Annotated in this window: 22 protein-coding genes; 9 read left to right on the top strand and 13 right to left on the bottom strand. The window is 70.0% G+C overall.

The genetic code is table 11. The annotated features are described in order from the left end of the window. Window positions 1-10: 10 nt before the first annotated feature. From JOB34_RS11255 to JOB34_RS11245, 3 genes are read right to left on the bottom strand one after another with little or no spacing between them, the layout of a single operon-like run. The gene (locus tag JOB34_RS11255; protein ID WP_208052796.1) at window positions 11-1951 is read right to left on the bottom strand and encodes a lipid II flippase MurJ; all 1941 of its coding nucleotides are present in this window, start codon (window positions 1949-1951) and stop codon (window positions 11-13) included. Next, window positions 1944-4307 (bottom strand): DUF6049 family protein, encoded by a 2364-nt coding sequence (locus JOB34_RS11250; RefSeq protein WP_243758010.1) that lies wholly within the window; start codon window positions 4305-4307, stop codon window positions 1944-1946. The genes JOB34_RS11255 and JOB34_RS11250 overlap by 8 nt, the downstream gene beginning before the upstream one ends. A gap of 10 nt (window positions 4308-4317) precedes the next feature. After that, complete coding sequence (locus JOB34_RS11245) at window positions 4318-4803, bottom strand: NUDIX hydrolase (RefSeq protein WP_179483375.1); 486 nt, start codon at window positions 4801-4803, stop codon at window positions 4318-4320. Between the two features lie 108 nt (window positions 4804-4911). Here JOB34_RS11245 and JOB34_RS11240 point away from each other — a divergent pair, with 108 nt between their 5' ends. The 4 genes from JOB34_RS11240 to JOB34_RS11225 all read left to right on the top strand — a co-directional run bounded on the left by JOB34_RS11240 (window position 4912) and on the right by JOB34_RS11225 (window position 9587). Beyond that, window positions 4912-6372 carry a CCA tRNA nucleotidyltransferase gene (locus JOB34_RS11240; RefSeq protein WP_347813839.1) on the top strand — a complete coding sequence of 487 codons (1461 nt, stop codon included), beginning with the start codon at window positions 4912-4914 and terminating at the stop codon, window positions 6370-6372. A 228-nt stretch (window positions 6373-6600) separates the two neighbouring features. Then, on the top strand, window positions 6601-7857 hold the full coding sequence (locus tag JOB34_RS11235) for a cytochrome P450 (RefSeq protein WP_347813832.1): 1257 nt from the start codon (window positions 6601-6603) through the stop codon (window positions 7855-7857). Continuing rightward, the gene (locus tag JOB34_RS18130) at window positions 7854-9008 is read left to right on the top strand and encodes a glycosyltransferase family 4 protein (RefSeq protein ID WP_208052793.1); all 1155 of its coding nucleotides are present in this window, start codon (window positions 7854-7856) and stop codon (window positions 9006-9008) included. The genes JOB34_RS11235 and JOB34_RS18130 overlap by 4 nt, the downstream gene beginning before the upstream one ends. A gap of 438 nt (window positions 9009-9446) precedes the next feature. After that, the gene (locus tag JOB34_RS11225; protein ID WP_208052792.1) at window positions 9447-9587 is read left to right on the top strand and encodes a hypothetical protein; all 141 of its coding nucleotides are present in this window, start codon (window positions 9447-9449) and stop codon (window positions 9585-9587) included. 57 nt (window positions 9588-9644) lie between these two features. Here JOB34_RS11225 and JOB34_RS11220 read toward each other — a convergent pair whose 3' ends face one another. Beyond that, on the bottom strand, window positions 9645-10220 hold the full coding sequence (locus JOB34_RS11220; protein WP_208052791.1) for a hemerythrin domain-containing protein: 576 nt from the start codon (window positions 10218-10220) through the stop codon (window positions 9645-9647). A 224-nt stretch (window positions 10221-10444) separates the two neighbouring features. Here JOB34_RS11220 and JOB34_RS11215 point away from each other — a divergent pair, with 224 nt between their 5' ends. Continuing rightward, window positions 10445-10621: a hypothetical protein gene (locus tag JOB34_RS11215; RefSeq protein WP_208052790.1), complete on the top strand. Its 177-nt coding sequence runs from the start codon at window positions 10445-10447 to the stop codon at window positions 10619-10621. 20 nt (window positions 10622-10641) lie between these two features. Here JOB34_RS11215 and JOB34_RS11210 read toward each other — a convergent pair whose 3' ends face one another. Together JOB34_RS11210 and JOB34_RS11205 are read right to left on the bottom strand one after the other, a co-directional pair. Then, entirely contained in the window at window positions 10642-10986 is a 345-nt protein-coding gene (locus JOB34_RS11210; protein ID WP_243757928.1) for a YciI family protein, read from the bottom strand. Between the two features lie 96 nt (window positions 10987-11082). After that, window positions 11083-12342 (bottom strand): DUF6596 domain-containing protein, encoded by a 1260-nt coding sequence (locus tag JOB34_RS11205; RefSeq protein WP_208052789.1) that lies wholly within the window; start codon window positions 12340-12342, stop codon window positions 11083-11085. A gap of 176 nt (window positions 12343-12518) precedes the next feature. On the opposite strand from JOB34_RS11205, the gene JOB34_RS11200 reads away from it, so the two are divergent. Beyond that, the gene (locus JOB34_RS11200; RefSeq protein WP_208052788.1) at window positions 12519-13025 is read left to right on the top strand and encodes a DUF2867 domain-containing protein; all 507 of its coding nucleotides are present in this window, start codon (window positions 12519-12521) and stop codon (window positions 13023-13025) included. 60 nt (window positions 13026-13085) lie between these two features. On the opposite strand, the gene JOB34_RS11195 is transcribed toward JOB34_RS11200, so the two are convergent. Together JOB34_RS11195 and JOB34_RS11190 are read right to left on the bottom strand one after the other, a co-directional pair. After that, complete coding sequence (locus JOB34_RS11195; protein ID WP_208052787.1) at window positions 13086-13979, bottom strand: patatin-like phospholipase family protein; 894 nt, start codon at window positions 13977-13979, stop codon at window positions 13086-13088. Window positions 13980-14078: 99 nt separating this feature from the next. Continuing rightward, entirely contained in the window at window positions 14079-14297 is a 219-nt protein-coding gene (locus tag JOB34_RS11190) for a biotin/lipoyl-binding carrier protein (RefSeq protein ID WP_179483365.1), read from the bottom strand. Between the two features lie 171 nt (window positions 14298-14468). On the opposite strand from JOB34_RS11190, the gene JOB34_RS11185 reads away from it, so the two are divergent. Further along, window positions 14469-15356, top strand: a complete 888-nt coding sequence (locus tag JOB34_RS11185; RefSeq protein ID WP_208052786.1) for a hypothetical protein — start codon at window positions 14469-14471, stop codon at window positions 15354-15356. A 60-nt stretch (window positions 15357-15416) separates the two neighbouring features. Further along, window positions 15417-16058: a TetR family transcriptional regulator gene (locus JOB34_RS11180; RefSeq protein ID WP_208052785.1), complete on the top strand. Its 642-nt coding sequence runs from the start codon at window positions 15417-15419 to the stop codon at window positions 16056-16058. A gap of 91 nt (window positions 16059-16149) precedes the next feature. Here the strand turns inward: JOB34_RS11180 and JOB34_RS11175 are convergent, their stop codons facing one another. Both JOB34_RS11175 and JOB34_RS11170 read right to left on the bottom strand, forming a co-directional pair. Then, window positions 16150-17229 carry an inositol-3-phosphate synthase gene (locus JOB34_RS11175; RefSeq protein WP_208052784.1) on the bottom strand — a complete coding sequence of 360 codons (1080 nt, stop codon included), beginning with the start codon at window positions 17227-17229 and terminating at the stop codon, window positions 16150-16152. 2 nt (window positions 17230-17231) lie between these two features. Next, on the bottom strand, window positions 17232-17888 hold the full coding sequence (locus tag JOB34_RS11170; protein WP_208052783.1) for a PadR family transcriptional regulator: 657 nt from the start codon (window positions 17886-17888) through the stop codon (window positions 17232-17234). A 346-nt stretch (window positions 17889-18234) separates the two neighbouring features. On the opposite strand from JOB34_RS11170, the gene JOB34_RS11165 reads away from it, so the two are divergent. Further along, a complete protein-coding gene (locus JOB34_RS11165) occupies window positions 18235-18675 on the top strand; it encodes an OsmC family peroxiredoxin (protein WP_208052782.1) in 441 nt (146 codons plus the stop codon). 75 nt (window positions 18676-18750) lie between these two features. Here the strand turns inward: JOB34_RS11165 and JOB34_RS11160 are convergent, their stop codons facing one another. The 3 genes from JOB34_RS11160 to JOB34_RS11150 are packed head-to-tail and all read right to left on the bottom strand — an operon-like array spanning window position 18751 to window position 23906. Continuing rightward, window positions 18751-21561, bottom strand: coding sequence for a bifunctional YncE family protein/alkaline phosphatase family protein (locus tag JOB34_RS11160; protein WP_208052781.1), 2811 nt, complete (start codon window positions 21559-21561; stop codon window positions 18751-18753). A 3-nt stretch (window positions 21562-21564) separates the two neighbouring features. Next, entirely contained in the window at window positions 21565-22929 is a 1365-nt protein-coding gene (locus JOB34_RS11155; RefSeq protein ID WP_208052780.1) for an ABC transporter permease, read from the bottom strand. Continuing rightward, window positions 22926-23906, bottom strand: coding sequence for an ATP-binding cassette domain-containing protein (locus tag JOB34_RS11150; RefSeq protein WP_208052779.1), 981 nt, complete (start codon window positions 23904-23906; stop codon window positions 22926-22928). Before JOB34_RS11150 ends, JOB34_RS11155 begins: the two co-directional genes overlap by 4 nt. Window positions 23907-24037 lie beyond the last annotated feature (131 nt).

The following is a 24037-nucleotide window of genomic DNA, read 5'->3' as shown; positions in this document are numbered from 1 at the left end:
TGGCGGAAGTCTAGGCGGGGCTGCGCCCAGTTCGGCTGAGGCGGCTGGTGACCGGCGCCAACAATGCATCGATCTCGCGCACCTTCAAAGCGCGGGCCACCATGACGTACACGACCAGGAAGAACACGCCGCCGATCACCAGAGCCGCGAGGGCACCGGCGACGGGCGCGTGGATGACGTGGCCGAGGCCCCATCGCACGACGAACGTCACGAGGGCTCCGGCGACCGCCGCCGCGGCAAGGCGGCCGTAGGTGCGTGGCACACCCGGCATCGGCAGACCGCCGAGGCGCTTGCGCAGCCAGTAGTAGCCCGATGCCGCCTGCGCGACGTAGCTGATCGACTGCACGAGGGCCACGCCGGTGCCGACCCGTTCGGGCGGCAGGAGCGCGCACAGCAGGGTGAGAGGCACGGCAACCGCGGTCCCGAGGAACTGCATCATCAGGGGTTTGACGGCGTCCTCGTACGCGTAGAGCGTGCGTTGCACGATCACGTTGAGCGCCAGCGGGAAGCTCCCCAGCAGCATCGCGATCGTGGCGCTGGACAGTCCGGCGACCGCGACCGATCCGCTGTTGTGGCCGTAGAGCAGGGCCAACGGCGGGATCAGGGCGAACGAGCCGATCGTCACCGGGATGACGGCGACCCCGCACAGGCGTACAGCGGTCGCGACGTCGTCGGTGACCCGTGTGGTGTCGCGGTCGTGGGCAGCGGTGGAGATGCGGGTGTAGAGCGCGGTGATGAGGCTGACCGTGACCAGGGAGTGCGGCAGCATGAAGAGCAGGAAGGCGGTGGACTGCACGATGCGTCCGGGGTACCTGCCCGGGAGGTTGTTGAGCACGTTGGTCGTCACCAGCAGGCTCGCCTGCTGCACGAGGATGGCGGAGAATGCCAGGCCCGCGATCTTCCCGGTCGAGCGCAGCCCCACGCCCCGGAAGTGCATGTTGGGCGTGAAGCGGTACCCGGCCCGCCTCATCGGGATGATCAGCACCAGCGCCTGGGCGACGATCCCGATCGTGGTGCTGCCTCCGAGGACCAGGATCATCTCGCCGGTCCAGTCGCCCGGTGCGATGTTCGGGCTGAAGCGCGTCATGAAGTAGAGCAGGCCGAGGATCGAGGCGATATTGGCCAGCGCCGGCGACCACATGAACGCACCGAACCGACTGCGGGAGTTCAGCACCTCGCCGAAGATCGTGTAGACGCCGTAGAACAGGATTTGCGGAAGGCACAGCAGGCCGAACAACCAGCCCAGGTGCAGCGCCGCGGGCGAGCCCGTCACGTCGTAGATGCGGTAGAGCGGGTAGGCGAAGATCAGGCAGATGGCGGTGATCCCGCCGAGCAGCAGCAGGGCGACCGTGACCAGTCGGTCGGTGTAGCCCTTCCCGCCGTCCGGATCCTTCAGGGCCTTGGTCAGCTGGGGGATGAGTACCGCGTTGAAGACGCCGCCGGCCAGCAGCAGGAACACCATGTTGGGCAGCGTGTTGGCGGTGTCCCAGATGTTCGCGGCGTTGGCTCCCTTGCCCTTGCTGACCGCACCGAGCGCTGTCAGCAGGAGGTAGGCCCGCAGGAACCCGAGCGTGCGGGACACCAGGGTGCCGGCGGCCATGATCGCGCTCGAGCGGGCGACTCCCGCGTCGCCCGCCGTCTTGTCCGGCGTACCGGTCGGGGCGGCTGACGGCGGTCGGGGCGGTGCATCGCGCAGGGAGGCGCGGGTCGCGCCGCGGGGCGGACCGGCCGCCTGGCGCACGACCCGCGCGGAGCGCGTGTCGACCAGTCGCGGCTCCAGGATGACGGTGCCGGAGAAGAGGTCGAGCGACGACTCGTCGCCGCGCGACCGGGAGTACTGCGCGCCGAGGCTGGGCCGCGACGACGACCCGTCCGGCTCGTCCGGCCCGCGCGGGGGCGGCGCGGCCGCGTCGTACCGGGTGCCGAGACTGCGCCCGGAGGGCTCACTCATGCGGATCCTCCCCGGCGCGATGGTCGGTGGTTGCAGTCTCGTCACCGGGGCGCGGCGCTGCCGCGGTCGGGCTCGGTGTGCTCGCTACGATCGCATCCCCAGGGGTGGCAGCGCGAGGCGGCGCGCTGCCTGGTTGCGGCGCCACGTCGTGCTCGGCGCGCGGGCCGCGCCGGATGCTGCGGACGACCCCGCCGATGAGGATGAGTCCCGCCACCGCGCCGAGGGCCCAGTAGATCCATGTCGCGGTGGGGCGCACGTTGACCTGCAGGTTGGCCTTCATGCCCCGCGGCGCACCCAGTTCGACACCGTTCGCGGTTTCGATGACGGCGTCGACCGGCACCGACCCGGACCCTGCGGCCGCGACCTCCGGGCGCACGATGCCGAGCCCGCCGGCGGCTAGTGAGATCGGCGGTGCCTGGCGGCGCACCTTCAGCTGGATCGCGCGCGGCAGCAAGACCACCCGCACGTTGCGCACCGGGCGGTTGAGCTTGTTGACCACGTTGATGGACAGCGCTCCCCGGTCGGTGAAGAAGTTGACCGGGGAGGTGCTGACCGACACCAGCGACAGCAGGCTGGCGAGCCCGGCGGCGCTGTACTGCGCCGAGTGGGTCGCCCCGGCGGTGTAGCCCCGCCACCGCGTCGATCCCAGGTTGTCGACCAGGCGCAACCGGTCGGAGATCACGTCGCCGGAGTTCACGAGCAGTGAGTTCAGGCCGGACAGTTGCCGACGCTGGGTGCCGATCCTGGTGAGGAACGCCTGCGTGATGGCGGTGGTTCTCGGTGCGGGGAAGGTCACGGCCGTCCGCTGCGACCGCAGTGTGTCGGGTGCGGCCGATCGGGCGATCCGGACGGCTTGCGCGCCGGAGCGGTCGGCCAACCACGGCGCCTTGCGCGCAGCGGAGATGATCGATGCGAGCTGAGAGGCGGCCGCGCCGGCGGAACGGGGTACGACGATCGCGAGGGAGCGCGAGGTGGCGGGTCGCTCCTCGTAGACCGCCAGGCTCTGCGCCAGGAACTCCTGGGTGCGCAGTCCGATGTCACCGGTGGCCGCACCGACGAGTTCGCTCAGTTGCTGGTCGTAGAGCAGCAGACCCGACGTGCCGGTGGCGGACCGTTCGGCGGTGCCGGTGATGTCGCCGGCGTCGGAGGCCGCTTCCTTCGGCAGGATCACGACCGGTGCCGCCCGGTGCTTCTGCGACCACGCGTTCGTGATGGTGCGCAGCACCGTCGCGTCGACACCCGACGCGGGCCAGGCCACCGAGGTGGAGCTCACGGCAGCCATGTCGGAGGGCAGCGAGCGGCCCACCTCCTCGCGCATCAGCTGTTCGCCACGGGTGCCGGACGTCGCGAGCGCGGACACGTCCGGGTCGTCGTACGGCGTCCACATCACCGACTGATAGGAGGGCAGCGAGGCCAGACGGGTACGCAGCTGCGCGGCCAGCGTGGCGGCCGGATCGGTGCTGGTGCCGCTCGTGCCCGAGCTGTCGCTCGGGGACGTAGTGGATGACCTGCTGCCGGAGGAGGTCGGTGCGCCGGAGGAGGTGGAGCCCGCTGAGGAGGAGGACCCGGAGGCGCCCGACGACCCCCTGGTGGAGGAGCTGGAGGTGCCCGTGGGGGCGGCGCTCGAGGTGGCGGCAGGCACGTTGCGGTCAGCGGCCGCCGGCGGCGCGATGACGGCCGGGTCGATCACCCAGGTCACCGGCTGCCCGGCCAGGGCGCGCAGCATCGTGTCGATGCGCGACCCGGTCCCGATCGCGTTCTCCCAGGCGGCGGTTCGGGCGCTGCCGGTCGGTCCGAAGAGTGCCGAGTCCGCAGGCAGCATCAGCGGCACGAGCCAGGTGACGTGCATCGGAACGGCCGGGGCGGTGCGCACGAACGACAACGTCGTACGCCAGGTACTCAACGGCACACCCCCGACACCGTTGGACAACGAGATGGACAGCGGAAGGTTGGCGTTGCTGTAGCGCAGCGCCAGCGCCTCGGCGGGAATGGTGAGGGTGAACTGCTCGAAGCCGCCCGCGTTGAGGGAGCCCGGCCGGGTCGATGCCCGGTTGCGCGTCAGCACCTGTGATGTGCCGGCGTTCCAGGAGCGCACGGAGCTCACGGTGTCCAGGTCGGTGGTGCCGAGCGAGGCGGTGAGCACCGGCGCCGTGAGTGCCCTGCTCCCGGCGGTGAGCGACCCGGTGATGGTGACGGGCTTGCCGGGCGCCGCCACTGTCGGGCTGACCGCGGTGATCGCCACATCGGGGTCGAACCCGCTCGCCGCGTGTGTCACGGCCGAGGCGGTCGGGACACCGACGAGCAGACAGGCGAAGACGAGCAATGCCGCCAACAGCGCGGCTCCCCGGGTCAGCATGGTCACCGGCTCAGGCAGTTCCTGCGAGGTGCTCCCAAGCGGTGTGGGCGATGCGCCGTTCGTTGGGGAAGGTGAGGCGTGCCGCGACGTCCTCCAGGAGGAACCACTGCGCATCGATCGCCTCGTGGTCGGGGTCGTTCTCGATGGAGATCTCCCCACCGAGCGCCTCCAACAGGTAGTGATGCACCCGCTTGTGGATCCGGAACTGCGGCGTGCTGAACCAATAGTCGATCGTGCCCAGGGTCAGCAGGGCGCGACCCATGATGCCGGTTTCCTCCTCGACCTCGCGAACCGCAGTCTCGGTGAGGGTCTCGCCGGGCTCGACGTGCCCCTTCGGCAGGCACCACTCGAGGCGCCCTGCGCGATTGTGTCGCGCGATCAGGGCGATGTAGGCACGGCCCTGGGCGACGTCGATGACGACACCGCCGGCCGAGATCTCCTCCACCGCGGGGAGTCGGCGCTGATGCCGGCTCGCGGGAAGGGGATACAGCGTCATCTCTGCACTGTAACCACGGGGTGGCGCGAATTCGAGCATGTCCCCGCGTCCCCTACCCTGGCGGGCGTGGCACCACCGGCATCACCCGAACGTCCCGACCCGTCCGAGATCTCGCGGCTGCAGGAACTCGCGGTACGGCGGCTGGCCCCGGTCCTCGCGACGCTGCGGGAGCTCGGCGAGCTCTTCGAGGCCGAGGGGCACCAGCTGGCCCTCGTCGGTGGGCCGGTGCGCGACGCCTTCCTCGGCCGCGATCTGACCGACGTGGACCTGACGACCTCGGCCCGCCCGGACCAGACCGAAGCCCTGCTGACGGCGTGGGGTGCCACCACGTGGGACATCGGCCGCGCGTTCGGCACCATCGGCGGTCGTCGGCACGGCGTACAGGTCGAGATCACGACCTACCGCGCCGATGCGTACGACCGGCAGACCCGCAAGCCGCAGGTGTCCTTCGGCGACTCCCTGGAGGAGGATCTGCGCCGTCGTGACTTCACCGTCAACGCGATGGCGCTGCGCCTGCCGCAGTTGGAGTTCGTCGACCCGTACGACGGCCTCGCGGCGCTGGCCGCGCGGATGCTGGACACCCCGGCCACCCCGCAGGAGTCCTTCGCGGACGACCCGTTGCGGATGATGCGGGCGGCCCGCTTCACCGCGCAGCTGGACTTCGAGCTGGCGCCGCGGGTCCGCGAGGCGATGACCGAGGCGGCGGCGCACCTGGCGATGGTCTCGGCGGAGCGGGTGCGCGATGAGCTGGTCAAGCTGCTGCTCGCACCGGACCCGGTCAAGGGCCTGCGCGTCCTGACCGAGACCGGTCTCGCTCAGGTTGTCCTGCCGGAGCTGCCGGCCCTGCAGCTCGAGGTCGACGAGCACCACCACCACAAGGACGTCTACGAGCACTCCCTCACCGTCCTGCAGCAGGCGATCGCACTGGAGGGCCCGCGCAGTGTCGACGGGCTGGGCCCGGTGACCCCCGTTCCGCGACCGGATCTGACGCTGCGCCTCGCCGCGCTGCTGCACGACATCGGCAAGCCGGCCACCCGGCGCTTCGAGTCCGGCGGCGGCGTGTCGTTCCACCACCACGAGATGGTCGGCGCCGGCCTCACCCGCAAGCGGATGAGGGCGCTGCGCTTCGCCAAGGAGGAGATCAAGGACGTCACCCGCCTCGTCGAGCTGCACCTGCGCTTCCACGGGTACGGCGGCGGCGAGTGGACCGACTCGGCCGTGCGCCGTTACGTGACGGACGCCGGACCGCTGCTGTCGCGACTGCACCTGCTCACCCGCGCCGACTGCACCACCCGCAACCGGCGCAAGGCGGCGATGCTCGCGCGCACGTACGGCGACCTGGAGGTCCGGATCGCCTCCCTGCTGGAGCGGGAGAAACTGGACGCCGTGCGCCCCGAGCTCGACGGCAACCAGATCGCGCAGGTGCTCGGTATCGCGCCCGGCCCGGTGCTCGGCCGCGCGTACAAGCACCTGCTGGCCTACCGGCTCGACCAGGGCGAGGTCGGCGAGGACGCCGCCGCGCAGGAACTGCGCCGCTGGTGGTCCGAGCAGCCGGAATCCTCCGGCTGAGCACGACGCGGGACCGTTCCCGCACAACCTGAGCAACGCGACAGGCAGGTGCGCGTAAGGTAGCTGCGCCTCAGAAGATCTGAGCGGGGGCGCTCCGTCCCCGAAACGTATGGGGTCCTGGTTGACGCCAGTGCGGCCGACAACGCGATACCGGCGAGCGCACGAGACGCCGAATGGGAGAATAGTTTCTTGGTGCCCGGGTGGCTGCGACGTACGGTCGCTCGCAAAGTGCTGAGGACGTCCGCGTCCCGGCGGTTCGGCCTCTCCGCCGTCACGGTGCTGCCGAAGAAGTTCCTGATGCCGCTGCGGCGCGAGGGTCTGGACCCCATGCCGCAGCTCGCCCAGCAGCGCGTCGCGGAGCCGGTGACCAGGTTCGGCCGGGTCTTCGGCATCACATTGTGGCTCGTGACCGGGTACGAAGAGACCCGACGGGTCCTGGACGACCGTGACAGCTACAGCACCGACATCCGTCCGTTCATGGGCGCCGGTTCCTCCACCGACATCGGCGGCCTCGGCTTCACAGATGCTCCCGAGCACACCCGCCTGCGCAAGATGCTCACCCCGGAGTTCACCGGGCGCCGGATCGCCGCGTTCCTGCCGAACGTCGAACGGATCGTGCAGGAGCAGCTCGATCGGCTCGAGGCGCAGGACGGCGTGGTCGACCTCGTATCCGACTTCGCCTTCCCGGTGCCGTTCGCGATCATCTGCGAACTGCTGGGGCTTCCGGTCGAGGAGCGTGAACGGTTCCGCGAGCTCGGTCGTACGCGTTTCGACGTCAACGGCGGGGGCCAGGGCACGTTCGGCGCGATGTCCGACACCCAGGAGTTCCTGCTGGACGAGGTGCGCAGGCAACGGGTGGCGCCCGGGCCCGGTCTCATCGGCAACATGATCCGTACCCACGGTGATCAGATCGACGACGTCGCCCTGGCCGGGCTCTGCGACGGCGTCTTCACCGGCGGATACGAGACCTCCGCGAGCATGCTGGCCCTCGGCGCACTGGTGATCCTTCAGCGACCGGACGCAGCGGCCCTCGCCCGCGACGACGTCGGCCTGGACAGGCTGATCGAGGAGTTGCTGCGCTACCTGAGCGTGGTGCAGATCGCGTTCCCCCGGTTCGCGTTGGAGGATATGGACCTGTTCGGGCACGACGTCGCGAAGGGCGACGTGGTGATCTGCTCTCTCAGCGGGGCCAACCGGGACGCGTCGTTCGGGGCGGACTCGGAGATGTTCAGCACCGACCGCCAGCGCCAGTCCCACCTCGCCTTCGGGCGCGGTATCCACCGGTGCGTCGGCGCCGAACTCGCGCGGATGGAGATGCGCGTGGCGTTCCGGGCGTTCGTCCGTCGTTTCCCGGACGCCGTGCTCGCCGCCGAGGCCGGCAGCCTGAACTTCCACGACCTGTCGATCGTGTACGGCGTGCAGTCACTGCCCGTGCGCCTCGGCGCCACCTCCACAGCGCACACCATGTCCGAGGTTTCCCAGTGAGAATCATCCACGTCGCCGACTCCTTCCCGCCCGACGTCGGCGGGATCGAACGTCAGGTCGAGACGCTCGCGCGTCGTCAGACGGCCGAAGGTCACGACGTCACCGTGATCACCGCTGTCGCCGAGCAGGGAGCGGTCGACCGGGACCTGACGGTGGCGCGCGCCGCCGAGGGCCGGTGGCTGACCGTCGCCTTCCCATGGCGCAACCATGCGATGGTCGCCGACCTTCTGGACGGCCCGCAGGTCGACATCGTGCACGCGCACTTCACAGTGGTCTCGCCTCTCGCGATCTTCGTGACGCGCGAGGCGTCCCGTCGCGGCATCCCGGTGGCGATCACCGTGCACTCCCTGTGGTGGAAGGTCGCCATCGCCACGCGCGTGTCGACTCTGCCGTTCGGGTGGGGACGGATGCGGGCGGCCTGGTCGGCCGTGAGCTCGGTGGCCGCCGAGCACGTGCAGCGCACGCTGCTGTCGGTCGACGAGGTCTCGGTGCTGCCCAACCTGGTCGACACACCGTGGTGGGTGAACCCGCGACCGGTACTGACGAAGGAGACCCCGCAGCGCGAGGTCCGCCTCGTGCTGGTCGGCCGGTTGAAGAAGCGCAAACACGTCGATGAGTTCCTGGACGCGCTCGCCGAGGCCCGCAAGCAGGTCCCGCCCGGCACCCGGGTGAAGGTGAGCATCCTCGGCGACGGACCCCGTCGCAAGGACCTGCTCGCTCAGGTGGAGCGGCTGGGCCTGTCCGACTGGGTCCACTTCCTCGGCTACCACCCCTCCGGCGACATCAAGGACGTCTTCCACGAGAGCGACCTCTTCGTCGCCTCCTCGCGACAGGAAGCGTTCGGCATCGCCGCGCTCGAGGCGCGCTCCGCGGGGCTGCCCGTCATCGGCTACCGCCCCAACGGACTGTCGGACTTCATCACCGACGGCGTGGACGGCGTCCTGGTCGCTGACGGCGCCGGGATGGCCGACGCACTCGCGACGCTGATCGGTCGGCCGGACGAGCTGCACCGGTTGCGTGTGAACGCCGCGACGCTGCCGCCCCGGGTCTGTCCCGAGGACGCGGTACGGGCCGAGACAAAGCTCTACGAGCGGGCCCGCGCGATGCACCACGAACGTCGCCGGCCCATCCTGCGGTCCGTCGCGCGCTGACCGACCCGGTCGGCAAATCGATGAACGCCCGAGCGAATATCGCGGGCGACGCGGCAAGACTGTTCGTGGTGACGGGGCCGCCCGGCGCCGGCAAGAGCACGGTCGCTGCCTTGCTGTCAGGTGGTTTCGATCGGAGTGCCGCGATAACGGGTGACGCCTTCTTCGCGTTCCTCGATCGCGGTTTCGTGCCACCGTGGGAGGCTGCGGCCCGCCGGCAGAACGATGTGGTGCTCGAGGCTGCGGCATCTGCGGCCGGGCGGTACGTGCGGGCGGGTACTCCGTGGTCTACGACGGCGTCGTCGGGCCGTGGTCTGTCGATACCTTCCTCGCCGCGACCGGCCTCGACGCTCTGGACTACTCCCGCCGCGACACCTGTGCCTCGACCGGGTCCGGAGCCGGGTCGGGCACGGATTCGCCGACCTGGACGCTGCAGCCCACATGTACGGCGAGTTGGCCGACGCCCAGGTGGACGCGCGTCACGTCGTCACGAGCGTGTCGGACGCGCCCACGATCGCGGCGACGATCCTGCAGACGATGCCCACCGGTGCGCTCCTTCGCGGGCGCGCCTCCCGTGTCTGACCACGGCGACCACCGCCCGAGGGCCGAGCGGACGGCGAGCGGCGTCAGGAACCGGCGTCAGCTGTTCTCGTCGACGTAGTCCTGCGGGTCCTTGTCGACGACCGGCACACCGGTGACGTTCTCGGCCTCGTACGCCGCGAACCGCACCGCGATGTCGTGCCGGGTCTGCAGGTCCACGTGCATCCGGAAGTCCTTGAGGCCCTCGTGCTCCTCCTCGCCCATGTGCTCGTCGTTGGCCTCACGGGCGTCGTTGACGCCCTTCCACCACTCCTTGGAGCCGGCCGCGGCATCCCGTGCGGCCAGGATGCCGTCGCGGATGTCGTTGTGGTCGCCGATCGCGTCCTTGGTCTCGGCCACCTCGCTGGCGTCGCGTAGGCGCTCGCCGAGTTTGAGCAGCTCGGGATAGAAGTAGATCTCCTCGGCCTGGGCGTGCACCTCGAGCATCGCCGCGAGCCGGGTCCAGAGGACGCCGAGGGTCGCGGTGTCCGCCGGGTCCACGTCGTCGAGCATCGCGAACATCCGCCGCTGCTCGTGGTGGTCGGACAGGATCAGTTCGCAGATGTCCACCGCGTCCTCCTGGGTAGGCCCTCGATCGCACATGGTCGGCCGTTCCGCGTCTTCGAGGTCGGCCATCCCTGATGCTACGGCGCCGCGTCCTGCCTCTGACTCCCGCAGGCCGTCGTACGCGGTGACGCGCCGGAGTCGACTCGCCCCCGGTCCACCTGTCGATCCGCAGCCTGGCCGTGACACGTCCTGATGGAGGTGAAAACCCCTGCCTCTGAACAGATCACGGACCGGATTGAGCGTGGTCGGCGGTCTCCGAACGGAGATCGGCCGGGGCGCGGGATGGAGGAGTCATGTTCAACCAGGTGTGGTGGGAGACCGCCACCCGGGCGTGGACCGCCCGGGCGGCGCGTAGAGGGGACGGGTGGAAGCCGCGCAGTGCGCGTGAGATCGACGAATGCGTGCGCCGGGCGCGGCACGGGGAGCTGACGAGACCACCGGGGTGGGAGCGTTGGGACCGGGTGCGCTGAGCGTCGCGACTCGCGGACGGCTAGGACCCGTCGTCCTCCAGTGGCCAGAACTCGCGCAGCTCGATCCGTCCACCGCGCGCCATCGGATGCGCGGCCGCGGCCTCGACGGCGTCGTCCAGGGTGGCGCAGTCGAGGATGTCGAAGCCGGCGAGCCACTCCTTGGTCTCGGCGAACGTCTCGTCGGTGACCATCGTCTCCCCGTCGCGCACGCGCACCAGCTTCGCGGTCGAGGGTGGGCGCAGCCGCTCGCCCATGACCCACTGGCCGCGACCGTCCACCTGCGCGAACCAGTCGTCGATACCCGTTTCCGGGGCGTCCGAGGTGTCCGGGTCGCCGTCGACGACGACCATCATCAGGTACTTCATGCGGGGCACGTCCTTCGTGTGTGAACGGATCGGTCATGGGGTCGATGCTCGGCGGCCCCCCGGATCGACACCGGCAGGAGACCGTCTTCGACCCGATCAGTGCACGGGGGGCAGTCCGTCGATCCGCTCCTGGAAGAAACGCGCCTCGACGTCGTTCGCGGTCAGCAGCATGGCCTCGCGGTAGCCGGCAGCGGCTTCCTCGAAGCGACCCAGGCGTCGCAGCATGTCGGCCCGGGCGGCGGGCAGGTAGGTGTAGGTGGCCAATGCCGGATCCGCCAGCAACGGTTCGAGTGCCGCCAGACCCGTGTCGGGTCCGGACGCGAAGCTGACGGCCACCGCACGCGCGAGTGCGACGACCGGGGTTGGCCAGTGCTGCTGCAGCACGTCGTAGAGCCCGACCATCTGTGGCCAATCGGTCGCCGCCCAACTCGGTGACGTGTCGTGCACCGCTGCGAGAGAGGCCATCACGGTGTAGCGACCGCAGTCGCGCTGAGCCGCCGCCGACGCCAGCAGCTGCAGGCCCTCCCCGATCCGGGCCTGGTCCCAGAGCGACCGGTCCTGACGTTCCATGTCGATGGCCGACCCCTCGGCATCGGTCCGTGCGTCGCGCCGAGCCTCGGTGAGCAGCAGGAGCGCGAGCAGCGAGGTGGTCTCCGCACTGCGGGGCAGGAGTTCGTGCAGCATGCGGGCCAGCTGCAGAGCCGCGTCCAACAGATCGACGCGAGTCAGCCGGTCACCGGAGGCGGGCAGGTGGCCCTCGTTGAAGACCAGGTGCACCGTGTCGAGCACCGAGCTCAGGCGTTCGTCGAACTCGTGCGGCTCGGGTGTCCGGTACGCGATGCCGGCATCGGCGATCTTCTTCTTGGCCCGCGTGATGCGTGCCTGCATCGTCGGCTGCGTCACGAGGAAGGCCTTGGCGACCTCGCCGGAGGTCAGGCCGCACACGAGGCGGAGGGTGAGAGCCACCCGGGCCTCGGGTGACAGCGCGGGGTGGCAGCAGGTGAACATCAGGCGGAGCCGGTCGTCGGGCAGCTGGTCGAACGCCGTGCCGGCCGCGGGGTCGACGGGTACGTCCTGAGCGTCCAGGTGCAGGTGCGGCAACTTCCTCGCCAGGGTCGCGTTACGTCGGTGCACCTGCAGCGCGTTGCGCACCGCCACCGTCGTCAGCCAGGCGCCGGGACGGTCGGGCACACCTTCCTCGGGCCACTTCAGCAGGGCGGTGGTGAACGCCTCCTGCACGCAGTCCTCCGCGATCTGCAGGTCACGCACGACCCTCAGGGTGGTCGCCACCACCTTCGCCCACTCCTGCCGATACGCATCCTCGACGGCAGCGACCGCCGAAGACTCGGCGGTCACCGGTCCGTCCGCTCGTACATGACCTTCTCCACCTCGGCCGGCGTCGTCATCGCTGCTGTCTCCATCACGTTGCAGCACCTCCCCTCGGATCGACAACCGATCACCACCCGGCACTTCGATCTGCGGAGGAGTATGTGCAGGATCCGGATCGCACGAGGAGGGGCAACGATCGCATGGTGACGGCACGAACGGCCGGCCGGCGCGGGGGAGTGCGCCGCCTGACCGGCGCCGACGCCGAAGGTGCGCGACATCGAGCGACGATTGGGGACTGGGCTCAGGGGTTCGCGGTGGCGCTGGCGCAGGATGACCCTCGGTCGGGCGAGCAACTGGCCAGGGCGATGTTCGAGGGTGCCCCGGCTCCCGTACGCCGGCTCCTCGAAGCCGGTTGGCGGCTCGTGTTGGGGCTTCGTCTGCTGCCCGCGGCGTCGGACCGCGCCATCGTCGGCTGGGCCATCAGCAGCGCCACGGACGAGGAGGTGGTCCTCACCGCGGACTCACGACTGCTGACAGCGGTCAAGATCGTCCGCAGGGACGGTCCGGAGCTGATCGCCACGACCTCGGTGCGCTACGAGTCGAGGTGGGGCCGCCTCGTCTGGCCCGTCGTCCTGCCGGCCCATCTGGTCATCGAGCCGTACCTCCTCGGACGCGCCGCACGTTCGTACCTCGCATCCGGGGCCGGCTGACCGCGGCGACTCCACTCCGAAGAACCGCTGCGCTCGCGGCTGGCACAGGTACACCGCTCCTCAGCACCAGAAGTCGAGGAGCCGGGGTGCAAGGAGCCTGCCCTGCTCGTACCCGGCTTCCGCCGCCACCGGGCGCAGCGAGAGATCCATCGCGTTCGTGCCGAACAGGTGCTCGGAATCGGGATGCGGGAAGACCGTTTCGACTCTGCTGCCGTGGGCCCGCAGCTCCTCGACCTGCGCGGCGAGGTGCATCCCCCACTCCGACGGGTGCCGTGATCTGCCGCCGAACGGTGAGAGCACCAGGACCCGCGCGTGCCCCTGCGCCAGGTCGGCGTTCTCGTTGCGTCGGTAGCCACCGTTGATGTAGCGGTCATCGCCGATGCGGTACGGCGGGACACCGAAGCCGTTCGACGTACTGGCGGCGACGGCGTCCACCAGGTCCACCCCGCTGTCGCGGTCGAACACGACGGGTTCACCGGTGCGCGCATCGACCGCGGGGATGCGCAGCCACCGTTCGGGCCAGTGCTCACTCGGCAGCCGAGCGCCGACGACGGTCCGCCATTGCATTGCCGCTCTGTCGGCCGGATCCGGTTCTGCCTCGAGGGCGGCCGCGCCCATCCTGCGACGCATGTCGGCCGCGTCGGTGGCGGCCTCGATGACGGCGTCCGTCCTGTCCATGTGGTCCGGGGACGGCCCGGGCCTGGCAGGACCGCGCCGGGGTCTGACCGACGGCGCCTGCGGCCGGCGCGCGGCGGCACGGATGTCGGCCAGCAGTTCGGTCGGGGGGACCCCACTGGTGATCTGCGCCGCCGCGGTCGACCCGGCCGACGTCCCCACCGTCAGGTCGGCCCGGGTCACATCCAGCCCGGCCTCGAGAAGGCCCGCGACGAGTCCGATCTGCCACGCGTTGCCGACGGAGCCGCCGCCACCCAGGACCACCGCACGCCCGTTCATCCCGGAACGCTACGGAGCCGACCCACCTGCGACAACGGAGTTTCCCGCTGCCTATACGCACGCCGCCCGGGCACAGCAGAGCGGTATTCAGTCCCCGCGTCAGCTGAGCACGACGAGGATCTCGCCCTCCTGAACCACGTCCCCCGGCGAGACCCGCACCGCCGCAACGGTGCCCGCGACCTCGCTGAGCACCGGGATCTCCATCTTCATCGACTCCAGGAGCACCAGCTCGTGGCCGATCTCGACGTGCTCACCGACCTCGACCTGCACCTGAGCGACGTTGGCGACGAGGTCGGACACGACTTCCTGGATGGCCATTCGCCGATGATGCCACCCGCACGGGAGTACCCGCGCGTATGGCGTGTGCCCGCCCGCTCCCGATCGCACGTCACCCCGCGTACATGACAAACGGCACCGCGCGGCGCGATCGGTCGGCGTACCGTCGAATCAGGAAATCCGGTGGTGCATCGGGCACGAGAGGTGAGGGTCATGGTGGAGGCGATCACGGGTGCGGGCCTCGTTGTGGTGAACGTCGCAGCAGGGGTGGGGACCGCGATGTACGCCGGTACGGCGTTCGGTCGTCGACCGAACACGGTGCGCCGCTCGGTCGTGGTGATCATGGTGCTCTGCGCGCTCGCGTTGCTGGGTGCCGGGTGGGTGGCACACGCAGGCGCCGGAATCTCGCTCGCCGCATTCGCCACGGTGATGTTCGCATCGCCTCACAAGGTCGTTCGCCGGATGGTTGTGAGCGTCCTTGCCATGGTCGCGTTTGCGCTAGTGGGCGCTCACTGGGTGATAGGACCCATGGCGTGGTTGATAGCCATCGCCATCGTGAGGCTGTTCGGCTGCAGCCGCGGTCGCGGTCTTGGTTTCGGCGCGTCGAGCCGGAGGATGGACTGGACCGCCGAGAGGCCCCACCGCGTCGATCTGCGTAAGGACCCCGTCGAGCCGGTCCCGCCCGCGGCGGCCCACACGCCGAGCCTCGCGATGTACCTGTTCGACGACCGGGTGCCCGCGGCGGCTCGTGACAAGCTGCGCCTGATCAGCGAACGGGCTCGCGCGGCGAGCGAGTACCTGACCCAGCAGGGCCGTGGGTCCGGCATCGACGCGATCGAGGTGGAGCGCATCCGCGACGACTACGCGCCCGGGGCGGTCCGTGGCTACCTGGCCCTGCCGCCCTGGTCCGCCCAGGGCACGGTGCTGGCCGACGGCAAGACCGGTCTGGAGTTGCTGATCGACCAGCTGGATCTGCTGGAGCACCGCTTGCAGGAGATCCAGGAGTCGGTCGCCCTGACCGGCGGTGAGGAGTTGCTGACCCACGGGCGGTTCCTGAAGGACCGCTTCCCGGACCGGGGCGAGGACGACCTGCGGATCTGACCGCCGTCCCACCTGCTGGCGACGACTGCAGGCGAAGCGGCACCGAGCGAAAGGGCGAGCATGGCGCGCACCCGCCCTTATCGCGCCCAGACGCGGCGCAAGGTGCTCGACGCGGCGTACGTCGTCTTCGGCGAGCGCGGCATCGCCGGCACCTCCCTGGAGCAGGTGGCCGCCGTGGCGGGGTTGACCAAGGGTGCGGTCTACTCCAACTTCCGGTCCAAGGACGAGTTGGTGCTGACCCTGATGGAGGAGCACGCGGCCGACCGCATCACCAAGAGCCTGCAGGCGATGGAGACCGACCTCACCCCGTCACAGGTCGCGCACCAGGTCGGTGTGGTGCTCGCCCAGGAGATGCGTGCCGACGCCGGCTGGCACCGGTTGCTCGCGGAGTATGCCGCCTTGACCCGTAGGGATCCGGCCGGGGCCGAAGGCCTGCGACAGGGCCGACGCGAGGTCCGCGACGCTGTGGCCGGGGTGTTGGACCGACTCGTGGAGACGTTCGGGGTCACCCTGCCCATGCCGTCCGCCGATCTGGCGATCGTCGTCCTCGCGCTCGGCAACGGCCTGGCGCTGGAGACCGAGATCGAACCCGAGGGGGTGCGCGACGACCTGTTCGCCCAGGTGCTGGGCATCATCGCCTCCGACGTCGTCACGGTCGTGGCCGACACCGCCGCGGATGCCCAGGACGTCCCCGTCGGCTGACCGACGCACCGCTCCGATCGGCGGCAGACATGCGGAAGGCCGCGCCCCCGACGAGGGGAGCGCGGCCGACCGGTCGAACGAATGAGGTCGCTCAGCGAGCCTCGGTGCCCTCGATGAAGGCCTCGAGCTTCGCGCGGCCGATCTCGTCACGACGCTGCTCGGGCGGGGACTTCATCAGGTACGACGAGGCGGACAGCAGGGCGCCGCCAATGCCGCGGTCCTTGGCGATCTTCGCGGCGCGGATCGCGTCGATGATGATGCCGGCGGAGTTCGGGGAGTCCCAGACCTCGAGCTTGTACTCCAGGTTCAGGGGGACGTCACCGAACGCGCGACCCTCGAGACGCACGTACGCCCACTTGCGGTCGTCCAGCCACTGCACGTAGTCGCTGGGGCCGATGTGCACGTTGCGCGCACCGAGGTCGTGCTCCAGGTTGGAGGTGACAGCCTGGGTCTTGGAGATCTTCTTGGACTCCAGGCGGTCGCGCTCCAACATGTTCTTGAAGTCCATGTTGCCGCCGACGTTCAGCTGGTAGGTGCGGTCCAGCACCACGCCGCGGTCCTCGAACAGCTTCGCCATCACGCGGTGGGTGATGGTCGCGCCGACCTGGGACTTGATGTCGTCGCCGATGATCGGGACGCCCGCGTCCTCGAACTTCTTGGCCCACACGGGGTCGGAGGCGATGAACACCGGCAGCGCGTTGACGAACGCGACGTTGGCGTCGATCGCGCACTGCGCATAGAACTTGTCGGCCGTCTCGGAGCCGACGGGCAGGTAGGAAACCAGGACGTCGGCCTTGGAGTCCTTCAGGACCTGCACGACGTCGACGGGCTCGGCGTCGGACTCGTCGATGGTCAGCGCGTAGTACTTGCCGATGCCGTCGAGGGTGTGGCCACGCTGCACGGTGACGCCGGTCGGCGGCACGTCGGCGATCTTGATGGTGTTGTTCTCCGAGGCGCCGATGGCGTCGGACAGGTCGAAGCCCACCTTCTTGGCGTCGACGTCGAACGCGGCGACGAACTCCACGTCGTTGACGTGGTAGTCGCCGAACATCACGTGCATCAGACCGGGCACGACGTGCTCGGGGTTTGCGTCCTTGTAGTACTCGACACCCTGCACGAGCGAGCTCGCGCAGTTACCGACGCCAACGATGGCGACGCGGATGGATCCCATGATCACTCCTTCTTGTCCTGCGCCGGTCCGGCCAGCAGGTCTGTGTGGTCCTCGGCCGAAATGGCCTGCGGTGTTGTGCGGGCGGGCGTGCCGTAGGCCGATCGCTCTGTCTCGATCAGCTCCGACAACCACCGCACCTCACGCTCGGTGGAGTCCAGGCCGTGCCGTTGCAGCTCGGCCGTGTAACTGTCCACGCGCTGGCGACGCGTCGCGCTCGCGGTGCGCGCGTCGTCCAGCCGTTCCTCCAACCGACTGCGCCGACCCTCCAGGATGCGCAACCGCACGTCGCGGCTGGCACGCCCGAAGAAGGCGAAGTGCACGTCGAAGTTCTCGTCCTCCCAGGACGCCGGGCCCGTCTGGGACATCAGCGCCTGGAACTGCTCCTTGCCCTCGGCGGTCAGCTCGTAGGTGATCCTGGTGCGCTTCCCACCGAGCTGGCCATGCTGGTTCAGCTGGCTCGGCTCGTTCTCGTCATGCCGTTCGTTGATCCAGCCGCGCTCGACGAGTGAGCGCAGGCAGGGGTAGAGCGAACCGAACGACACCGCACGGAAGGCGCCGAGCACACCGGACAACTGCTTGCGCAGCTCGTACCCGTGCAGAGGCGCCTCGTGCAACAACCCCAGGACGGCGAGCTCGAGGATCGCGCCACGTCGTGACATGGGCTGCTCCTCTCGTGCTCCGGCGGCCCGGTCGTCGCCGTTCGGGGCACCGCAGGGTGCGAGATGAACGGCAGGTGACGTTCGCGTGTCGCCTGGAGGTTGTCTGTGCAGCAGAGTACACCGTCGATGTATCGAGTCGATACATCGACGGGCACAACCGGTGGCGAGTCGACGCGTGCCGGGCGGTAAGGGACGGTGACGGCGTCGCGGTGCTTGCGGCGGATCCCGCGCGCCGGCGGCGACGCTGTCGTACCGTTCGGAGCACGTGGTCTGCGAGCCGACCATGCGGGATCTCCTGCGGCTGAGCCTCGCACGTCGCCACGACCGATCCCCAGAGGAGAAGCAGATGCCGACACGGAGCGCACGCACAGGCTGGACCGGGACCCTCGAGCAGGGTTCGGGCAAGGTGGAGCTGTCCAGCTCCGGCATCGGCACCTACGACATGTCGTTCCCGAAGCGGGCCGCGGAGTCCGCCGACGGCACCACCAGCCCCGAGGAGCTCATCGCCGCGGCGCACTCGGCCTGCTACGCGATGCAGCTGTCCGCGGTCATCGCCGAGCAGGGCGGCACCCCCCAGGCGCTCGACGTGACGGCCGACGTCTCGCTCGGCCCGGACCCGGCCGGCGGTTTCCGGCTCACCGGCATCGCTCTGAAGGTGGTCGGCGAGGTCGAGGGCTTCACCGATGCCCAGTTCCAGGACGCCGCGAAGAACGCCAAGGAGACCTGCCCGGTCAGCAAGGCGCTCACCGGCGTCGACATCACCCTGGACGCCTCGCTCGAGAGCTGAGCGACCCACAGCACGAGCACGGCCCACCGGATCCGATCCGGTGGGCCGTGGTGCGTGGTGGTGCTGCTCGTCCTGTTACTCCTGGTCGGCGTTCGGGATGTACGCGCCGGGCACCTGCGACGGGGCGTAGATCTTCGAGTCGCCCGGGTAGGGCGTCTTCCAGCCGTGCGTCTGGTACCAGGTGTAGCGGTTCATCTGCTCGGGGTCGGCGTAGTCCGGGATCGCGGAGTCGCCGGTGAAGCGCTGCTGGCCGCGCCACGTCTGCCACTGTGCGGCGACGGCCCGCTCTGCAGCGGGTACGGCGGTCGCGGCAGCCTCCTGCTTCGTCAACTGCATCACGGCCGCGCCCTTGCGGCCCAGCGTGTCGTCACCGCAGGCGGGTGCGGTGGTCACGCCCTCCGTGAGTGGCACCTCGTTCGGCACCGCGGTGAACGGCTTGTAGTTGGGCTTGTTCGTGAAGGCGTCGTACATCGGCGTGGCCGCCGCCAGCTTCTGGTTCAACGGCTGGGCGCCGAGGATCTGCTGGATGGTGCGGCCCACCGACAGCTGCGAGTAGTAGGTGTCGTCGACCTTGCCGTGCAGTGACCAGGGGCTGATGACCTGCACCGGCGCGCGGTGCCCGTCGACGTGGTCGGTGCCGTTCTGGCTGTCGTCCTCGACCACGAAGATGGCCGAGTCCTTCCAGTACTTGCTGTGCGAGATCTCATCGACGATCCGTCCGACCGCAAGGTCGCCGTCGGCCACCTGGGCCCGCGGATCCGGCGTACCGCCGGTGTGGTCGCTGGAGAGCCAGAACGTGTTGAGGTTCGCCGGACCCTTCTTCTCGAACTCCTGCTTCCAGATCTGGTAGCGGTACTGGTCGGGGATGTCGGTGTCGAACTTGGGGTAGTCGTGGTCGGTGATCTTGTTCAGCGACGGGATGGGCGACTCGGTGTCCTGCTTGATCGCAGGGTCGGTCAGAACGCTCGGGCTGCCGCCGTTGTCGACCGTCTTGCTGGCGCAGTAGTACTTCTGCCAGGTCGCGCCGGCCGGCTTGGTCTCGAACTGGGTGAACTCCCCGTAGTTGCGAGCGGTCTTGCCGGCCGCCTGCACCGAGGTCCACAGGAAGCCCGAGCGCTGGTGGCCGAGGACGTCGTCCTCGGTGTCGTAGCTGCGCTCGTACTCGCCGGCACTGGACTCGGTGTACTCCGGGTTGTCGCCCTGCATCAGCCAGTTGTGGCCCTCGGCGGAGTTGGTGCCGATGTCGTAGAGGTTGTCGTAGAGACCGAACTGCCTGGCCAGCGCGTGCTGGTTGGGGGTCACGGTCTTGCCGAACTGGGCGAGCGAGGCGTCGCCGTTGCCGCGGGTGTCGTCGCCGTACACCTGGTCGTAGGTGCGGTTCTCCTTCACCAGCAGGAAGACGTGCTTGATCGTCGACGGGTCGCCGATGCGGCGCGGCACTGCGACCGCCTTGCGGGTGCTGCCCTGCGCCTCCTGGACGTCGTTCTTGTTCCACCCGTTCTGGGCGAAGACGACGCGGGTGTCCCTGGCGATCTGCTTGTCCTTCGGCAGCGTGAAGCGGGTGAAGGACCCGGTGGTGCTGTGCGTCCCGTGGTCGGTCGCGGACGTCGTCCCCGGGCCTTCGGTGATCGTGACCGCGGGGCCGCGGGCGTCGATGCCGCGGGTGTTGGTGACCAGGATCTGCGAGCCCACGGTCGCGATAGTGGCGGGGAAGTAGTCGGTGGGCAGCAGGCCGATGGAGCTGACCGGCTCCTGCGGGGTGCCGCCGTACCGGTAGACCGCCACGGCGTTGGCCCGACCGAGTGTGACCAGCAGGTGGCCGTCGGCGGTCAGGGCGACGCTCGTGGGCTCGTACCCGACCTTCGAGGAGGGGCCGGGCTGGGTGTCGATCGTCTGCACGACCCTGTCCTTGGTGGTGTCGATCACCGAGACGGTGTCGCTGTTGGTGTTCGCCACGAAGAGCGCGTTCCCCCGCGCCAGGAGCGCGGTGGGGTGCAGCCCGACGGCGATCGAGCCGACCGCGGCCGTCGGCTTCGACGGGTCGATGACGCTGACAGTGCCCGTGGTGGACGTGCCGAGGGTGGCGTTCGCGGGCACGTCGGTGCCGTAGGAGTTGATCGTCGTGTCACCGGGGCGCGCCGTGCGACCGCCCTCGTTGCTGACGTAGAGCTTCCCGCCGGCCAGGGCGATCTCGCGCGGTGCGATGCCCACGGCCCAGGTCTTCTGCACCGCGCCGGTCGCCGGGTCGAGGGCCACGACGGTGTTCTGTCCGTTGACCGGGACGTAGAGGGTCGAGCCGTCGGCGGAGTAGGTCGCCTTGCCCGGCAGGGCGGACTTGGTGCCAACCTTGGCCAGCGGGACCGAGGTCGGCGTGCCGAGGGTGCCGTCGGCGTTCACGGGGAAACGCGTCAGGCCGTCCTTCTGGGGTAGCCAGAGGAACTTGCCGTCGGGGGAGTACGTCGGGCCCTCCTGGCCGACCGTGCCGTCGCTGAGCTTCTGGTCGACGCCGGCGGCCTTGCCCACCCGCCAGATCACCTTGTAGGTGGACAGGTCCACGATCTGCAGCACGACGTTCTTGTCGGTGCTGGTCGCGGCGACGAAGCGCTTGTCGGGGCTGACGGTCGACCCCATGTACTTGCCGTCCGTGGTGAGGAGACGATCGCCGATGGGCTTGATCACCTGGTCGTCGGAGATCTGGATGCCCTTGGAGCTCTGCGAACCCACCTGGTGGTCGCCGAAGACGGTGGTGTTGGCGTACGCGAATCCGCCGCCAGCAACCGTGAGGACGGTGGCGGTGGCGCCGGCGAGCCGAAGTTGTCGGCCGGTGAGGCCCAGGGTGAGGGAGCGTGAGCGCGTGACGGTGCGCCGGTTGCGGATGACCTGCATTGTTCAGCCCTTCGAGGAGGAGAGCAGGTCGACGAGACCGTCGACCTGCCAGAGCGGATTGGGCGAGTCGCCGGTGGCGGTGCGCACCGGGAAGTAGCCGTTGACCTCTTTGGGTCCGTCGCCGTCGGCGACGTAACGCCCGTCGGCGGTCACGTCGAGCTGGTAGGTCGCCGAGCCGACCGCGACCGCTCCCGGGATGTGCCACGTGACCACGCAGCGCCAGTCGTTGCCGGGGCCGCTGTCCTGCACCAGGGAGCCGCCCTTGTCGCACGAGGCGGCGGTCCGCAGCTGGGCCTCGGTCACATCGGGCCGGTGCAGCTCGCGGGCCTGCAGCCGGTAGAGGTGCGCGTACGACGTCGCGAGCGAGTGCTCGAGCTTCGTGCGTTCGATGCCGGATCCGCTCGCCGGTGTCACCGCGGCGATGACGCCGACGCTCAGCGCGGTGACCACGACGAGCGGGAGCGCTCCGGTGAGCAGTGCGCGACGTCCGGCCCCGTCGTACGCCAGGTCGGTGAAGTCGCGACGGACGAACAGCAGGTATGCGAGCGCGGTCGCCACGAGGGTCCAGACGAGGCTGACGACGAGCCCGACCACCAGCGGTCCGGTCTGGGCCGGGGTGGTGAAGAGGCCACGCCAGGCGAGGAAGGCCTCGCTGGGGAGCGCCATGCGCACGGCGACGGGCAGCGGCAGGAGCTGCACCAGTTGCAGGAGGAGGGCGAGCAGGGCCGGCACCAGCAGACCCATCGGGGACCGCCCGAGGGCGACGGAGCCGAGCAGCCCGACGGCCGCGAAGGCCAGGGTGGCCACGCTCGCGCAGGCCCAGGCGAGCAGCACCAGCCGTGCGGCGTGCCCGGGCTCGAGGGAGCGCCCGTCCAGGCCGACGAGGGGGTGATCGCCGACGGCGGCGAGGCCGCCGGCGATGCTCGAGGCGGCGAGTCCGGCCACCATCGCAGCGATCACGGTGATGCTGGAGAGCGCCTTCGCGGCGAAGATCCGGTGCGGTGACCGTACGGCGATCAGCAGGTGGCGCCAGGTGCCGAGGCGGTCCTCGGTGGCGAAGACGTCCCCGGCGACCAGCGCGGTGAGCAGCGGCAGCGCCCACGTGCAGCAGAAGCTGAGGACCACCAGCGCACCGGCCCAGCCGGTCGCGAGCATCCAGCGGCCGAAGACGGTGTCGGTGGGCTGCGAGCTCGCGTGGGTCGCGGCCGCGACGAAGATCCCCGGCAGCAGCCAACAGGCGGCGAGCACGATCCGGGTGCGCCACTGGGCCAGGAGCTTCACCAGCTCGAACCGGTAGACGCCGGCGAGCCGGGCGGGTCGGGTGCGCGTCGTCGCCTCTGCCCGTACCCGCTGTGTCGCAGTGGTCATCGGTCCTCCGCTCCGCTCGGGTGGTCGCCGCGGTCGGTATCGTCGGTGTCGTGCAGGCCCGTGAGGGCGAGGAACGCCGCTTCCAGAGGCGGCACGACCGGCCCCAACTCGCGCACGGCGACGCCGGCCGCGACGAGCCGGACGACCAGCTCGTCGACCGTCGGGACGGATGCGCGGACGACGAGCGCGTCGTCGTACCGGGAGCCGGCGTCCGACTGCACGATCTGCAGCCCGGACAGCTGCGCGGCGATCCGTCGAGCCTGCGCCGGGTCGGAGGTCGCCACGCGGTGATCCAGCGGCCCGCTCTCCGTCGCGAGCTTGGCGACCGGGCCGGTGAACACCATGCGACCGGCGCGCAGGATGCTCACTTCGGCGCAGAGCGCGGCCAGGTCGTCCATCCGGTGACTGGAGACGACCACGGCCGTGCCCTGGTCCGCGAGGCCCGCGAGCACCCGGTGGACATGACGTTTGCCGGCTGGGTCCAGGCCGTTGGCAGGCTCGTCCAGGACGAGCAGCCGGGGCTCGGTGAGCAGGGCGGCGGCCAGGCCGAGGCGCTGGCGCATACCGAGGGAGAACCCGCGCAGCCGGTCGTCGGCGACGTCGATCAGCCCGACCTGTTCGAGGGACTCCTCGACCCGGCGTGTCGCCGAGGCGCCGTATCCGCGCAGACGTGCGAGCGCGGCGAGGTTCGCCCGGGCGGTGAGCGCCGGGTAGAGGCCGGGGCCGTCGACGAACCCGGCTACCCCGTCCGGTACGCCGAGAACGCGCCCGACCGGCGTACCCAGGATCTGCAGGGTGCCCGCGTCGGGCACGGCTAGTCCGAGCAGCAGCCCGAGCAGGGTGGTCTTGCCGGCGCCGTTCGGGCCCACCAGGCCGTGCACCTGGCCGTGCAGGATGTCGAGGTCGACGCTGTCCAGGGCGATCACGTCCCCGAAGGTCTGCGTGATGCCGCGCGCCCGCGCTGCGGTCGTCTCCATGGCCTGACTCTCCGTGTCGTCGATGCATGGAAAACCTAGGCATCTAGAGCGATCAGGGCGCGACGACAGTGCGAACAACCGGTGAACTCTGCCCGGCCGGCGGCCGGATCCCGGCCCACACCTGCTACTTA

This window comes from Allobranchiibius sp. GilTou38, assembly GCF_017565325.1.
In the GTDB taxonomy this organism is placed as follows: domain Bacteria; phylum Actinomycetota; class Actinomycetes; order Actinomycetales; family Dermatophilaceae; genus Allobranchiibius; species Allobranchiibius huperziae.
This window is presented reverse-complemented; position numbering and strand designations above follow the sequence as displayed.